We start from the raw sequence: 14437 nt of genomic DNA on the forward strand, positions 1-14437 counted from the left end.
CATCCAATAACAGGGTACATAAGGGGGGGGATACCCCTCCCCCTCATATTACAATCCAAGCATACTAATCAAATAGTATCCACATCTAACACTTCATTCAAATCTTTATTTGTTATCATCAAAAATGTATCGTGCAGCATTTTAACTTTTTGTGATAATTCCTTTGGAGCATTATATAAACGCTTTACATCTTCTAATTTATATCCTGCTGCAAGCATCTGTCCTTGAAGTTGTCCCACCATTCTCCATAATTTAGAAATATCAACGCAATCGACAAATTTATATGCTGGAACATTGAAAAACGTTAGCACAGCTTTAGCTTCTCTAATAGATTGTTCAATAGTTAGTTCTTTAGTTTCATTTTCTACTTTGTCTTTCGCAAACTTTCTAATTTTATCTTTTACTACTTCTTTTCTAATATGATTATAATTTTTTTCTATAATTTCTTTTGATTGTCCTGTAACAAGTTGTATCATTTCCGCCTTCCATCCTTCTTCAAGCCTATTGGTAATAAAAGTATGACGTGCAGTATGGCTGACTATAATGTCACATATTCTATCACTACGTTCCTCTAACGTATCGCCTGTCTGAACTTGATAATTATGCGTTCTCGTCAATCCCGCTTTTTCTGCAATTGTTTTAATTTCTCTTGTTATATAATTTTCGATTGTAATATCTCTAACTTCTTCTTTATTTGAATGCTTCTGCTTATTTTTAAATAAAGTAAACTCTGTGTCTTTATATTTATCTATTAATGATTTAATTCTCTCATTCAAATGTATGCTAACTGCCTTGCTGCCTTTCTCTGTCTTCGCACAATTAATAAAATCATCTTCAATCGTATAATTTTGATTTCTAACAATATCTATCAATTTTGAAACTCGCTGTCCCATTTCTGCTTGAAGAATGAACAAATCTCTTATTTCTATTTCTCTTTTGTTCAATTTATCGTCACACTGCATTAATAATTGAAGTTCACCATCAGTTAACGCAAAACGTGATGTTGCATCATCATCGAGAATTTTCTTCGTTCTTAGCTTATAATCCTCAATCCCTTCATTAATATTTTTAGGAAACAAGTCAAATTCACGTGCCTTTCTAATGACAGACATAATGTGCCCAATCTTCGTTTTTATAGTTTTCCATTTTTTATCTTTTAGTGTCATTTCATATTTTGAGAGATTGACCTTGCTAACGCTAGATAACCTATCACCACCATTTTTTTTCAAAAATTCACAGAACTCTTTAATAGTACTAGCCTTTTGAGTCGTACCTTGACTAGCCTTATAATGCTCGACAATAACTTTGGTGAAAATTAAACTGGCTGGAGTATCGCCATCCACCTCTTTAGTTGAAGGTTTTCTCTTTATCGTTTTTTCCTTTTGAACAGTCACAGCTTCTTCTATCTTATTAGTCATAGTATATTTTGCTTTTGTACTGAATAAACTTTGTTTTATATACTCTAGTGTAATGTTGTCAATTGACTTATTAGACAAAGATAACTTCAATTCCTCAAATTTCTCCCTAATTTCAATGATTTTTTTGTTGGCGATACTATTATTCAAATTTTCTTGTTTAGTCAAATAAGGCTCTACTTTAGCCTTCTGATTCCTGTAATCCCAATTAAGTTTATAGACTTTCATATTGGTATTCACCTTAAATTGTTGACCCTTGAAATTTACAACTGCATAAATTATTGCCATTACAGACTTGTCCTTGACACTTCTTAAATTGAAGTTCAGGCTTAATTTTACAAAAAGCTGTTTTTCCATCTTTTTTATCCCGACTGATTATCAAGCACTTACATTTTCACAACTCTAAATGGTTCTAAAAATGGTACTTAAAATTGGTACTTAAAGTTATTTACGTGTGTACCTTTTTCAAAGCCAAAATTTTATACACCACTGATAATCAATATTTTAAAGCGCCAAAAATGTAAGGATATAAAAAATGGGGCTTTTCACAAAGCTCCATTTTTCAGTTTTCAATAGGTATTAGTTTTTTTTTAAGGTAAAAAGATTGTTTTCAGGATAACGGTGCAAATATAGTCGCTTTTACTGTTATTCTCCAAATTATAAAACATGTCATATAACATCTTTTTGAAATATCTTTGGATTTATTATCATTTGCAGTAAAAACGCCCGTAACTTGTCCGTTACAGGTGACAAATATAGGACTATTTTCTAAGTAGCCCTAATTTTTGTTTAAAAACATGCAAAAAATTACGATTTTGGATAGTTTTCGTCTACTTTTCCGCTATGTTTTAAGACTTTTGCATCAATAAAGAATACTATTTCCTCTGCAATGTTGGTAATGTGGTCACCTGAACGTTCCAATTTCCGGAACACGCCAACCAAGTCTACACAAGTATGAGCCGTTTCCGGATGTTCACGGATATAATCTGCCAGAATACCCGTTGCTTCCGCATTAATGTCATCCAACAGGTTGTCTTTACCAAATACCGCAGTCGCCATCTCAATATTTTCTTCGTTCAAGGCACGTTTCGCCAGTTCCAGCATCGATAAAACCTCTGCCTGCATCTCTCCCAGGCGCAGACGGGCCAGCAAATCGGCATCCAGCACCGGTTCCTTGCAGCGGATAACGAAACGGGCTATACCTTCTGCAAAGTCTCCCAGACGTTCCAGATTCGTATTGATTTTCAGCATTGCCAGTACAAAACGGAGGTCAATCGCTACCGGATTGTACAATGCGATGATATCCTCTATATCACTGTCTATCTTCAGTTCAAAGGCATTCACCCGACGTTCGCGCACCATCACTTGCTGTGCCAGTTCTTTATCAAGCGTCATCACGGCCTCCCCCGCACGGTCAAGCTGATTGTACACCAATGTCCACATTTCATCCACTTCTTTCTTCAATAGAATAAGCTCCGATTCTATAAACTTTACCATAGTCTCTTTATATATAAATGATTAATATTCTGTTTTCTGCAAACACTCCGGCAATACTTAACCGAAACGACCGGTTATATAATTCTGAGTAGCCTCTTTTTCCGGATTGGTGAATATCTTCTTCGTATCATCATATTCCACCATCTCTCCCAGATAAAAGAAAGCCGTTTTGTCGCTGACACGGGCGGCCTGCTGCATATTATGCGTCACGATTACAATGGTATAATCCTTCTTCAGTTCATGAATCAATTCCTCTACTTTAGCCGTAGAAATAGGATCGAGTGCGGAAGCTGGTTCGTCCATCAGCAATACCGAAGGAGATACCGCCATTGCACGGGCAATGCAAAGACGCTGCTGCTGTCCACCGGACAAAGCATAGGCAGATTCCTTCAACTTATCTTTGACCTCATCCCAAAGCGCAGCCCCTTTCAGTGTCTCCTCTACCCGCTGACGAATGAAAGCATTATCTTTCACCCCATTGACACGGAGCCCATAAGCTACATTCTCGAATATACTTTTCGGGAAAGGATTAGGACGCTGAAAAACCATTCCCACATTCTTTCGAAGTTCATCCACTTCCACTCCTTTGGCATAAATATTATGTCCGTCAATCCGGATCTCCCCTTCCAAGCGAGTAGCAGGAATCAAGTCGTTCATCCGGTTGAAAAGACGGAGGAAAGTCGATTTACCACATCCCGACGGTCCGATAAAGGCAACTACAGACTTTTCTTCAATCTGCATGCTGATCCCCTTCAAGGCATGAAAGTCACCATACCAGAAGTTGACATCGCGTGTATCTATTTTTACTGTATCCATATACTAATCAATTCGTTTTTACTCTTTTCTCAAAATATTTTCTCAATGCATTTGCCAGCAGATTAACCAGAAGGATAATCACTATCAGCACCAAAGCGGTACCATAAGCCAACGGTAACTGTGCTTCCATATCCGTTCCGCTGGTAGAAATCACATACAGGTGATACGGCAATGCCATACACTGATCCAGAATGCTTGCAGGTAATTGCGGCAGGAAGTAAGCGGCACAAGTAAACAGAATCGGTGCCGTCTCACCCGAAACACGTCCCAAAGCCAGAATTAATCCTGTAATGATGTTCGGCATCCCCATCGGAAGAATCACATGCCAGATCGTCTGCAACCTGGTAGCTCCCAATGCCCGGCTTCCTTCACGCATGCTGTCGGGAATTGCTTTCAACGCCTCCTCCGTAGTACGGATAACCAAAGGTACGCAAAGTAAACCTAATGTCAAAGAACCAGCCAGAATACTGTCACCGAATCCCATGTAATTGACAAACAGAGCCATACCGAACAGACCGAAAACGATAGAAGGAATTCCGCTCAGGTTATTCGTCATCACCCGGATAAAGCGTACCAGCTTCCCTTTCGGTGCATATTCATTCATGTAGATGCCACTCATCACTCCCACCGGGAAAGCGAAAAGCGCACTGCCTGCCATCAGATAGAAGGTACCGACGATAGCCGGCCAGATGCCTCCGCCGGTCATCCCATCCGTAGGAGCGGACGTGATAAACTCCCAACTGACAGCCCCCGCACCTTTATATATAATGAAACCGAGGATCGCAAACAAAATCAGCACAATACAGAGACTCAACAACCGGAAAATTCCGAAAGCCAGTTTCTGAGAACGGTGTTTCGCTTTATTATTACTTCGTATTTCCATGTTACTTGCTACGTTTTATTCCTCTAGAAGAGATATACTCCACGCTAAAGTTGATGATTAATGTAATAAAGAACAGTACGACGCCCAACAGGAACAACGCTTCGTAATGCGGTCCGCCTGCCGGAGCTTCTCCCAGTTCCGCTGCAATCGTTGCCGGAATGGTCCGGAGCGGTTCGAGAATCGTTGTCGGTATCACTGCAGCATTACCCGTCACCATCAGCACTGCCATCGTCTCTCCGATAGCCCGCCCGATGCCCAGCACTACTCCGGAAGTAATTCCGGAGATCGAATAGGGAATCACTACCTTATATATAGTCTGCCACTGCGAAGCTCCCAAAGCCAGACTCGCTTCCCGCATCGAACGCGGACAGTTCCGCATGGCATCTTCGGTCACTGTTATAATAGTAGGCAGCGCCATGATAGCCAGAATGATACTTCCTGCCAAACCACTCTCCCCTACCGGCAGATCAAAGAATTTCTGAATCAGCGGGACAACGACAATCAAACCGAAAAAACCGTAAACCACCGAAGGAATACCACTCAACAGTTCAATGATCGGTTTCAGCCAGTTGCGCACCTTCGGATTAGCAACCTCAGACATATAGATAGATACCGAAAGTCCGAACGGAAGTGCAAAGAGGATAGCGAACAGACTTACCCACAAGGTGCCCGCAATCAACGGCAGAAATCCGAATAATGGAGCAGGAGTAGCTGTCGGGAACCACTCGGCACCTGCAAAAACATCTTTTACCGAAATGGTATTATCCTTGATAAAATGCACCGCATCAGGCTGCACTATAAATTTCTGCGGGACAAAAGCTACAATGCCGGGCGTCTTCTCCACCAGTTGCATGATTCTTTCACCGGCATACTCATAAGCGGGTCCGAGTTCTTCCTCTGTATAATACTCCGTGATGTCTTCCAAACGAAAAACCCGGATAGGGAGATCCTCCCCACCGAGTTCTTTCCAGTTTGTTATCTCTTCGTCGAAAACATCCTTTATCTGAGCAGGACTCAGCGTATTTACCCGATTACTTTTGTTCAAAGCCAACACATACCCTTCTTCAATCACTTTACTATTGAACAGCCCGAAAGCCTCTGTAAACAGGAAAAGTACGATCAGCAGGATAGTAATACTTGTTACGAAACCGCTACAAGTCAAAATTCCTTCTATTATCTTCTCAAAAATCTTCTTCATACCTATTGGTTTTCTGATGCAAAGAAAGCGACTCCTTATTAAGGAGGTGTGACTAATGTTTGAAGGAAGTATTTCAATGCTGTTACATTTGTGTTACAAACACTATTTCCCGCTTATCTGAAACAAAAATGTAATATGTGATTGTTTTATTTGCACCAACAATAAAAAGAATAATTATGAAAGTGAGAAGAAATTTATTAATCGCCCTTTCCCTTCTGTCTCTCAGCGCCAACGCACAGCGCATCAAAGGCAGCGACACTGTATTGCCTGTTGCCCAACAAACAGCAGAGCGATTTATGAATCTGCAGCCGGATGCACGGGTCACAGTCACCGGCGGAGGAACCGGTGTCGGTATCTCTGCACTGATGGACAATACGACGGATATCGCCATGGCTTCCCGTCCAATCAAATTCAGCGAAAAGATGAAAACCAAGGAAGCCGGACAAGAGGTGGACGAAGTCATCGTAGCCTACGATGCCCTTGCCGTAGTGGTGCATCCTTCCAATCCGGTGAAACAGCTCACCCGCCAGCAACTGGAAGACATCTTCCGGGGAAAAATCACCAACTGGAAACAGGTAGGCGGCGACGACCGCAAAATAGTAGTCTACTCCCGCGAAACTTCTTCGGGTACTTATGAGTTCTTCAAGGAAAACGTGCTGAAAAATAAAAATTATATGGCAGGCAGCCTTTCCATGCCCGCCACAGGTGCCATCATCCAATCCGTCAGCCAGACGAAAGGAGCTATCGGATATGTCGGCCTGGCTTATGTATCTCCGCGCACCAAGACGCTTTCCGTATCATATGACGGAAGCCACTATGCCGCTCCGACGGTGGAGAACGCAACGAACAAAACTTATCCCATCGTCCGCCCCCTTTATTACTACTATAATGTGAAGAATAAAGAACAGGTAGCTCCTCTGATTGACTTCATTCTTTCACCCGAAGGGCAGGAGATTATAAAAAAGAGCGGTTATATTCCAGTAAAATAAAAAAAATGTCCTACTTTTGTAGCCTATAAATAGAGTTAACATTTTAACGTTATGACAGATATTAAAAACGAAGACACAGGCGATAAGAAAAGCCTGAACTTTATTGAACAGGCAGTAGAGAAGGATTTGAAGGAAGGTAAAAATGGTGGAAAAGTGCAGACCCGCTTCCCGCCCGAACCGAACGGATACCTTCACATCGGTCATGCCAAAGCTATTTGCCTTGACTTCGGCATCGCTGCCAAGCATGGCGGCGTATGTAACCTTCGTTTCGACGACACAAATCCGACCAAAGAGGATGTGGAATATGTAGAAGCCATCAAAGAAGATATTCAATGGCTGGGCTACCAATGGGGAAACGAATACTACGCTTCCGACTATTTCCAGCAATTATGGGACTTCGCCATCCGCCTCATCGAGGAAGGAAAAGCATATATTGACGAGCAAACTGCCGAACAGATTGCCCAACAAAAAGGTACTCCCACCCAGGCAGGTGTGAACAGCCCTTACCGCGACCGCCCTATCGAAGAAAGTCTGGAACTTTTCAAGAAGATGAACAGCGGTGAAATAGAAGAAGGTGCTATGGTACTCCGTGCCAAAATCGACATGGCCAATCCTAACATGCACTTCCGCGACCCGATCATCTATCGTGTCGTAAAACATCCGCACCACCGTACAGGCACTACCTGGAAGGCTTATCCGATGTATGACTTCGCCCACGGACAGAGTGACTTCTTTGAAGGAGTAACTCACTCTCTGTGTACACTTGAGTTTGTGGTGCACCGTCCGCTCTACGACCTCTTCATCGACTGGCTGAAAGAAGGCAAGGACCTGAACGACAACCGTCCCCGTCAGACTGAGTTCAACAAACTGAACCTGAGCTACACGCTGATGAGCAAACGTAACCTGCTGACGCTGGTAAAAGAAGGACTGGTGAACGGATGGGACGACCCCCGTATGCCGACTATCTGCGGTTTTCGCCGTCGTGGTTACTCTCCGGAGTCTATCCATAAATTTATCGATAAGATCGGTTACACCACTTACGACGCACTGAACGATATCGCATTGCTGGAAAGCTCTGTCCGCGACGATCTGAACAGCCGTGCTACCCGTATATCCGCTGTCATCAACCCGGTGAAACTCATCATCACCAACTATCCGGAAGGACAAGTAGAACAACTGGAAGCCATCAACAATCCGGAAGATCCGGAAGCCGGAAGCCATATGATTGAGTTCAGCCGCGAATTATGGATGGAACGCGAAGACTTCATGGAAGACGCGCCCAAGAAATATTTCCGCATGACTCCGGGACAGGAAGTACGCCTCAAAAACGCTTACATCGTGAAATGTACCGGATGCAAGAAGGATGAAAACGGTGTGATCACAGAAGTATATTGCGAATATGATGCAAATACCCGCAGCGGTATGCCGGATGCCAACCGTAAAGTGAAAGGTACGCTCCACTGGGTAAGCTGCAACCACTGCCTGCAAGCAGAAGTGCGCCTCTACGACCGTCTGTGGAAAGTAGAAAACCCACGCGATGAACTGGCTGCTATCCGCGAAGCAAAGAAATGCGAAGCTCTGGAAGCAATGAAGGAAATCATCAATCCGGATTCTCTGAAAGTTCTTCCGAATTGCTATATCGAGAAGTTTGCGGCAACCTTGCCTGTACTCTCATACCTGCAATTCCAACGCATCGGCTATTTCAATATAGACAAAGACTCGACTCCGGAGAAACTTGTATTCAACCGTACGGTAGGATTAAAAGATACCTGGGGTAAAATCAATAAATAATTCAGCCTTCACAGGCTTGGTAACAACAAAAAGACACAGTGCCAAAAGCCGAAAAATAGCTTACTGATATTTTCAGGCACGGATTACACGGATTAACACGGTTCTAAGTTACATCAACTTTCAGTTCCGTGTAATTTGTGTAATCCGTGCCTAAAACCTCTTTTAGCACTGTCTTATTCAAATCAAAATAAATCAGAATGGGGAGAAAAAATTCACCGTCCGCAAATAAAGAACTGAACGAGTTAATCGCTCAATATGAAACGGCCAGAGCGGAAAACCGGCAACTCTATCTGGACGGAGACCAATTAGCCGACATTGCTGACCAATATGCCGCCGGACGTAAATTCAACGAAGCGCAAGAAGTCATAACTTACGGCCTCCACCTGCATCCCGACAGTACAGATCTACTGGTAGAGCAAGCTTATCTTTATCTGGATACCGGCAAAATTCCTCTGGCAAAAAAAGTGGTGGAAAGTATTACAGACGAATATGATACAGATGTGAAAATGCTGAAAGCGGAACTTATGCTGAACGAAGGACAACTGGAAAACGCCCGAAATGTACTGGATACTATAGAAGATGCTGATGAACTGGAAACGATCATCAACATCGTCTATCTTTATATGGATATGGGATACCCCGAAGCCGCCAAAGAATGGCTGGACAAGGGTGCTCCCCGTCATGGCAAAAAAGAAGATTTCATGGCGGTTATGGCGGACTACCTCACAGGTACCAACCAGCTCGAAGCCGCATCAACTTTCTACAATCAACTGATCGACATCGACCCCTACAACGCCAGCTACTGGGTAGGGCTTGCCAAATGCCGCTTTGCAGCCGAAGACTGTGAAAAAGCAATCGAAGCCTGCGACTTTGCACTGGCTGCCGACGACAAATGTGGAGAAGCTTACGCCTATCGCGGACATAGCTATTTCTACCTGAACAATTCAGATGCCGCCATTGAAGATTATAAAAAGGCAATAAAGTACAAAGCTCTTCCTCCCGAAATGGGTTATATGTTTCTGGGGCTTACATATTCCAACAAAGAAGCATGGAAAGAAGCCGACGATTACTACCAACGTGTCATCGACCGCTTTATAGAAGAGGGTCTCGGCAATTCTCCCTTATTGATAGATACTTATACCAATAAAGCCGTAGCCGCCTCCCGACTGGGCAAGTACGAGGAAGCGCATCAGCTATGCAAAAAAGCCATAGCCATCCAACCGGATGATCCTGCCATCTATCTGGCAGAAGGCAAACTCTACATACAGGAAAATCAAAAGAAAAAAGCGGTCAAATCTTTTGATAAAGCACTGACAATGGAACCAAGTGCGGAAATGTGGTATATGGTAGCCTCGGCCTATTCGGACGCAGAGTACTTATATCAGGCCAAGCTCTGTTTTCAGGAGGCATACCGGATTGATCCCAACTATGCGGACATCGCAGAGAAACTGAGTGTCCTCAGCCTGATGCATAATGAAATAGACGACTTCTTCAAGTACAACAATGAAAGTGAGCATCCCATCAGCGAAGATATCATTCTGGACCTGTTATCCCGCCCCAACCAAACGGAAGAAGGAGAACAGATGCTGAGAGAAGTATGGGAACGCATGAAGAAAGAGAAAGGAAACAACTAATCATATTAATAAACTTTAGCCCAAAAACATATGGAATCAGTAGCTTTTATCCAGTGGTGTCTGGAACACCTGAATTATTGGACAATCACTTTATTAATGACTATAGAAAGCTCCTTCATCCCCTTCCCGTCGGAAGTGATCATCCCGCCGGCGGCTTACAAGGCAGCTGTCAATGACGAGCTTAATATTTATCTGGTAGTCTTGTTTGCCACCATCGGTGCAGATATCGGAGCATTAATCAACTATTATCTGGCAAAATGGCTGGGACGCCCCATCATTTATAAGTTTGCCAACAGCCGTATCGGCCATATGTGTCTGATTGACGAAGCAAAAGTACAGCATGCCGAATCGTATTTCGACAAGCATGGCGCACTCTCCACATTCATCGGTCGATTGATTCCGGCAGTACGTCAGCTAATTTCCATACCGGCAGGACTTGCCCGCATGAAAATGCACACCTTCCTGCTGTACACTACCATAGGAGCCGGATTATGGAACACCATCCTGGCTGTTATCGGTTATTACCTGTCAACAGTGCCCGGCATCGAAAGCGAAGAACAACTGATCGCCAAAGTTACAGAATACAGCCACGAAATCGGCTATTGCTTCATCGCCATCGGAATATTCATCGTAGGCTTCCTGGTCTATAAAGGAATGAAGAAAAAATAAGTATTAAGTATTAGGTATTAAGTATTAACCGAAGCTGCTGTTTATGAGCTTATCCGCATGGCTTAATACCTAATACTTAATACCTAAATTAGAAATTAAATTGCACTCCCACGCCTAACACCTCTTTGAATTGCAGGCGAGATCCCTTACTGCCGTCTTTTTGAACGATCTTGATATCATCGTCATATACCATATTAGTGGTCAGTGTGGTGGAAAACCATTTATTAATTGCCATATTTATCTGTATTTCCCAGTTGACATCGATATTCTGAGGTTTATGCAAATAATCAGAATACAGGTCCAGACGGGAGTATACAGTCATATTCTTCAAGAATTCATATTTCACCTCCCCTTTCAGGTTGGCACCGAAGCTCGACAACAGATGCTTGCCGGGATCTACTCCAAAGGCACCTTCGTCAGACAAACGGTCATTCAGAACAAAGGTTCCGCGCCAGGAAGCAGGAGACAATACAACCGTGAAAATCTTTCCCGGATCATACGTAAATCCCAGACCGGTGGTCAAATAGCCCGGCGACATAAATTCGGAGATAGCGACATCCTTATTGACAGAATAGTCATATCCGGGTGAGAATTGCGTCTGAAAAGTGGCAAATGCACTCGCATACCAGTTTTTGGCGATAGAATAACCATAGTTGGTATTCAAATATATTTTATCATTGGCTTTTCTCATGCCGTCCTCCCCTGTCTTATTCAATCCATAAGCCAGTTCAAGGCGGTTATTCCATATATGCTTTCCTTTTTTATAATTAGCTTGATAAGTACCTTGCAAGTCAAAAGCGACGGAGTTATCACCTCCGGCAGACCAGTTGGTCAGGCTTACTTGCGTCAGTTTGAGTCCGGCAAAACCTTCCGTTGTCCAGGGAGAAGTTTTTGTACTATCGGCGGTTTGAGCCGACAAGTGGGCAGCGCCCATGCCTAACAGGGCGATGAAGAAAAATCGAATTTTGTCCATGTGGTTGAGGTTTAGGAAAAAAGTAATTAGGTAATAAGTATTAAGTATTAATCGAAGCCGCTTATTGTACTATTGGTACCAACCGCATGGAATAATACTTAATACTTATTACTTAATACTTATTCTTTAACTGCCGCTAATGCTTTGTCATAGTCCGGTTCCTGAGTAATCTCCGGAACAAGTTCCGTATAAGCTACCTTGCCGTCTTTACCGATCACGACTACTGCACGTGCCAGTAATCCTGCCAGCGGTCCGTCTGCCATACGCAGTCCGTAGCTCTCGTCGAAGTCAGAGAAGCGGAAGTCAGACAATGGAATTACGTTCTCAATGCCTTCAGTCGTGCAAAAGCGTGCATGAGCAAAAGGAAGGTCTTTGGAAATAGCCAGTACGACCGTATCTTTGAGGCCTGCTCCCATTTTATTAAATTTGCGTACCGATGTTGCACAAACGCTCGTATCCAGACTTGGAAAAATATTTAGAATTACATTTTTGCCGTTCAGGTCTTTCAGAGAGAAAGAAGACAAATCAGTTTTTACTAACTCAAAGTCAGGAGCGACTTTACCTACTTGTATAAATTCACCGATCAGTTTCACCGGTTGTCCTTTGAAATTTGTTGTTGCCATATTGCATTTACATTTTAAAATTACTTTATAATAAAAACAACTTATCCCCGGAATATGTTCACACGAAAACCTTTTCTAAAATCAATTTGTTATTCCTCCACAAATTCACAGAATATTCATTTAAAATTTAAAACGTATGGAAACTGTATTCAACGAGATCCAGCACTCAGTAAAAAACTGGTGGACTTCTCTTTTATTAGGAATTGTGTATATCATTGTCGCCCTTTGGCTTATGTTCTCACCCCTCAGTAGCTATGTCGCATTGAGCATCGTTTTCAGCATATCGATGCTGATAAGTGGTATTCTCGAAATCATATTCTCTCTCAGTAACCGCAAGGGAGTACCCAGTTGGGGCTGGTATCTGGTGGGAGGAATCATCGACCTTATTTTAGGTATTTACCTGATCGCCTATCCGATGGTCAGCATGGAAGTCATTCCGTTTATCATCGCCTTCTGGCTTATGTTCCGGGGCTTCTCCTCCACCGGCTACTCCATCGACCTCAAACGTTACGGCACTCGCGACTGGGGCTGGTACATGGCTTTCGGCATCCTTGCCATTATCTGCGCCCTGATCATATTGTGGCAACCGGCAGTAGGCGCATTATACGTAGTCTACATGATCTCCTTTACTTTCTTCATCATCGGACTTTTCCGCGTCATGCTTTCGTTCGAATTGAGAAATCTGCATAAAAGAAAATAAAAATCTTTCGGCAGTTACTTCGTATTTTGTTTATCTTTGTAGGCAATTTACACGAATCAATAAACTAAAAAAGAAGAAAAATTATGGCAATGCATACTTGGTTTGAGTGCAAAATCCGTTACGAGAAAACAATGGAAAACGGAATGCAGAAGAAAGTAACGGAACCTTATCTGGTAGATGCACTCAGCTTTACAGAAGCAGAAGCACGTATTATCGAGGAGATGACTCCATTTATCACAGGAGAATTTACAGTATCGGACATCAAACGTGCCAACTATAGCGAACTTTTCCCCAGCGATGAAGAAAGCGCTGACCGCTGGTTTAAGTGCAAACTGATCTTTATCACCCTTGACGAGAAAAGCGGCGCCGAGAAAAAGACTTCTACCCAAGTGCTGGTTCAGGCTGCCGACTTGCGCGACGCAGTGAAGAAACTGGACGAGGGCATGAAAGGAACAATGGCTGACTATCAAATCGGTATGGTATCAGAAACTCCGCTGATGGATGTATATCCTTATAGCGCCGGACCGAATGACAAACCGGAATTTGATCCGTCAAAAGCATAAGTAACCATGAGTATTGCTGACAATCTAAAGCAAGTGCTGGCCGAACTCCCACAAGGAGTCCGGCTGGTTGCTGTCTCAAAATTCCACCCCAATGAAGCGATAGAAGAGGCTTATCAGGCGGGACAGCGTATTTTCGGAGAAAGCAAAGTGCAGGAAATGACAGCTAAATACGAAACTTTGCCGAAAGACATCGAATGGCATTTTATCGGGCACTTGCAGACAAATAAGATTAAGTACATGATTCCCTACGTAGAAATGATACACGGGATCGACACTTATAAGCTACTGGCGGAAGTCAACAAGCAAGCAGCCAAGGCGGGACGTATCGTGAACTGCCTGATACAAATTCACGTTGCCCAAGAAGAAACCAAATTCGGTTTCAGCCCCGAAGAATGCAAAGACATGCTACATGCCGGCGAATGGAAAGAGCTGTCTCACATACGCATCTGCGGATTGATGGGAATGGCAAGCAACACCGACGATGTTGAACAAATTAACCGGGAATTTTGTTTACTGAATAGGCTCTTTCAGGAAATAAAAGCAAACTGGTTTGCCGATTCGGATACTTTCCGCGAATTGTCGATGGGTATGTCACACGACTATCACGAAGCAATCGCTGCAGGAAGTACTTTAGTGCGGGTCGGAAGCAAGATATTCGGAGAAAGAAACTATAATACTTAATCAAT

At 43.1% G+C, this 14437-nt stretch carries 14 protein-coding genes; 7 read left to right on the forward strand and 7 right to left on the reverse strand.

Annotated features, from left to right (window positions below):
* Positions 1-68: 68 nt before the first annotated feature.
* The 5 genes from BLW31_RS23870 to pstC form a co-directional block, all read right to left on the reverse strand.
* On the reverse strand, positions 69-1772 hold the full coding sequence (locus tag BLW31_RS23870; protein ID WP_010538551.1) for a tyrosine-type recombinase/integrase: 1704 nt from the start codon (positions 1770-1772) through the stop codon (positions 69-71).
* Positions 1773-2222: 450 nt separating this feature from the next.
* On the reverse strand, positions 2223-2912 hold the full coding sequence (gene phoU, locus BLW31_RS20200; protein ID WP_010538552.1) for a phosphate signaling complex protein PhoU: 690 nt from the start codon (positions 2910-2912) through the stop codon (positions 2223-2225).
* 57 nt (positions 2913-2969) lie between these two features.
* Positions 2970-3728 carry a phosphate ABC transporter ATP-binding protein PstB gene (pstB, locus tag BLW31_RS20205; RefSeq protein WP_010538553.1) on the reverse strand — a complete coding sequence of 253 codons (759 nt, stop codon included), beginning with the start codon at positions 3726-3728 and terminating at the stop codon, positions 2970-2972.
* Positions 3729-3735: 7 nt separating this feature from the next.
* Complete coding sequence (gene pstA, locus BLW31_RS20210; protein WP_010538554.1) at positions 3736-4611, reverse strand: phosphate ABC transporter permease PstA; 876 nt, start codon at positions 4609-4611, stop codon at positions 3736-3738.
* A 1-nt stretch (position 4612) separates the two neighbouring features.
* Positions 4613-5809, reverse strand: a complete 1197-nt coding sequence (gene pstC / locus BLW31_RS20215; protein ID WP_010538555.1) for a phosphate ABC transporter permease subunit PstC — start codon at positions 5807-5809, stop codon at positions 4613-4615.
* A gap of 176 nt (positions 5810-5985) precedes the next feature.
* Between pstC and BLW31_RS20220 the strand changes: the two genes are divergently transcribed.
* The 4 genes from BLW31_RS20220 to BLW31_RS20235 all read left to right on the forward strand — a co-directional run bounded on the left by BLW31_RS20220 (position 5986) and on the right by BLW31_RS20235 (position 10892).
* Positions 5986-6798, forward strand: a complete 813-nt coding sequence (locus BLW31_RS20220; protein WP_010538556.1) for a PstS family phosphate ABC transporter substrate-binding protein — start codon at positions 5986-5988, stop codon at positions 6796-6798.
* 51 nt (positions 6799-6849) lie between these two features.
* Entirely contained in the window at positions 6850-8589 is a 1740-nt protein-coding gene (locus tag BLW31_RS20225) for a glutamine--tRNA ligase/YqeY domain fusion protein (protein WP_010538557.1), read from the forward strand.
* Positions 8590-8786: 197 nt separating this feature from the next.
* Entirely contained in the window at positions 8787-10223 is a 1437-nt protein-coding gene (locus BLW31_RS20230; protein ID WP_010538558.1) for a tetratricopeptide repeat protein, read from the forward strand.
* Positions 10224-10253: 30 nt separating this feature from the next.
* Positions 10254-10892: a DedA family protein gene (locus BLW31_RS20235; RefSeq protein ID WP_010538559.1), complete on the forward strand. Its 639-nt coding sequence runs from the start codon at positions 10254-10256 to the stop codon at positions 10890-10892.
* Positions 10893-10980: 88 nt separating this feature from the next.
* Here the strand turns inward: BLW31_RS20235 and BLW31_RS20240 are convergent, their stop codons facing one another.
* Complete coding sequence (locus BLW31_RS20240) at positions 10981-11865, reverse strand: DUF3078 domain-containing protein (protein ID WP_010538560.1); 885 nt, start codon at positions 11863-11865, stop codon at positions 10981-10983.
* Between the two features lie 119 nt (positions 11866-11984).
* Positions 11985-12488: a thiol peroxidase gene (gene tpx / locus BLW31_RS20245; protein WP_010538561.1), complete on the reverse strand. Its 504-nt coding sequence runs from the start codon at positions 12486-12488 to the stop codon at positions 11985-11987.
* A 136-nt stretch (positions 12489-12624) separates the two neighbouring features.
* Between tpx and BLW31_RS20250 the strand changes: the two genes are divergently transcribed.
* The 3 genes from BLW31_RS20250 (at position 12625) to BLW31_RS20260 (ending at position 14432) form a co-directional block, all read left to right on the forward strand.
* Positions 12625-13188 (forward strand): HdeD family acid-resistance protein, encoded by a 564-nt coding sequence (locus BLW31_RS20250; RefSeq protein WP_010538562.1) that lies wholly within the window; start codon positions 12625-12627, stop codon positions 13186-13188.
* A gap of 83 nt (positions 13189-13271) precedes the next feature.
* Positions 13272-13751: a DUF4494 domain-containing protein gene (locus BLW31_RS20255; protein WP_008762440.1), complete on the forward strand. Its 480-nt coding sequence runs from the start codon at positions 13272-13274 to the stop codon at positions 13749-13751.
* Between the two features lie 6 nt (positions 13752-13757).
* Entirely contained in the window at positions 13758-14432 is a 675-nt protein-coding gene (locus BLW31_RS20260) for a YggS family pyridoxal phosphate-dependent enzyme (protein WP_010538563.1), read from the forward strand.
* Positions 14433-14437: the final 5 nt, after the last annotated feature.

It is taken from the genome of Bacteroides faecis MAJ27 (genome assembly GCF_900106755.1).
In the GTDB taxonomy this organism is placed as follows: domain Bacteria; phylum Bacteroidota; class Bacteroidia; order Bacteroidales; family Bacteroidaceae; genus Bacteroides; species Bacteroides faecis.

Bases quoted from the DNA above. Each gene is read 5' to 3' on its own strand.
- pstC (WP_010538555.1), bottom strand. From the start codon at position 5,809: ATGAAGAAGATTTTTGAGAAGATAATAGAAGGAATTTTGACTTGTAGC.
- tpx (WP_010538561.1), bottom strand. From the start codon at position 12,488: ATGGCAACAACAAATTTCAAAGGACAACCGGTGAAACTGATCGGTGAA.
- pstA (WP_010538554.1), bottom strand. From the start codon at position 4,611: ATGGAAATACGAAGTAATAATAAAGCGAAACACCGTTCTCAGAAACTG.
- phoU (WP_010538552.1), bottom strand. From the start codon at position 2,912: ATGGTAAAGTTTATAGAATCGGAGCTTATTCTATTGAAGAAAGAAGTG.
- BLW31_RS20230 (WP_010538558.1), top strand. From the start codon at position 8,787: ATGGGGAGAAAAAATTCACCGTCCGCAAATAAAGAACTGAACGAGTTA.
- BLW31_RS23870 (WP_010538551.1), bottom strand. From the start codon at position 1,772: ATGGAAAAACAGCTTTTTGTAAAATTAAGCCTGAACTTCAATTTAAGA.
- BLW31_RS20235 (WP_010538559.1), top strand. From the start codon at position 10,254: ATGGAATCAGTAGCTTTTATCCAGTGGTGTCTGGAACACCTGAATTAT.
- BLW31_RS20225 (WP_010538557.1), top strand. From the start codon at position 6,850: ATGACAGATATTAAAAACGAAGACACAGGCGATAAGAAAAGCCTGAAC.
- BLW31_RS20255 (WP_008762440.1), top strand. From the start codon at position 13,272: ATGGCAATGCATACTTGGTTTGAGTGCAAAATCCGTTACGAGAAAACA.
- BLW31_RS20250 (WP_010538562.1), top strand. From the start codon at position 12,625: ATGGAAACTGTATTCAACGAGATCCAGCACTCAGTAAAAAACTGGTGG.
- BLW31_RS20220 (WP_010538556.1), top strand. From the start codon at position 5,986: ATGAAAGTGAGAAGAAATTTATTAATCGCCCTTTCCCTTCTGTCTCTC.
- pstB (WP_010538553.1), bottom strand. From the start codon at position 3,728: ATGGATACAGTAAAAATAGATACACGCGATGTCAACTTCTGGTATGGT.
- BLW31_RS20240 (WP_010538560.1), bottom strand. From the start codon at position 11,865: ATGGACAAAATTCGATTTTTCTTCATCGCCCTGTTAGGCATGGGCGCT.
- BLW31_RS20260 (WP_010538563.1), top strand. From the start codon at position 13,758: ATGAGTATTGCTGACAATCTAAAGCAAGTGCTGGCCGAACTCCCACAA.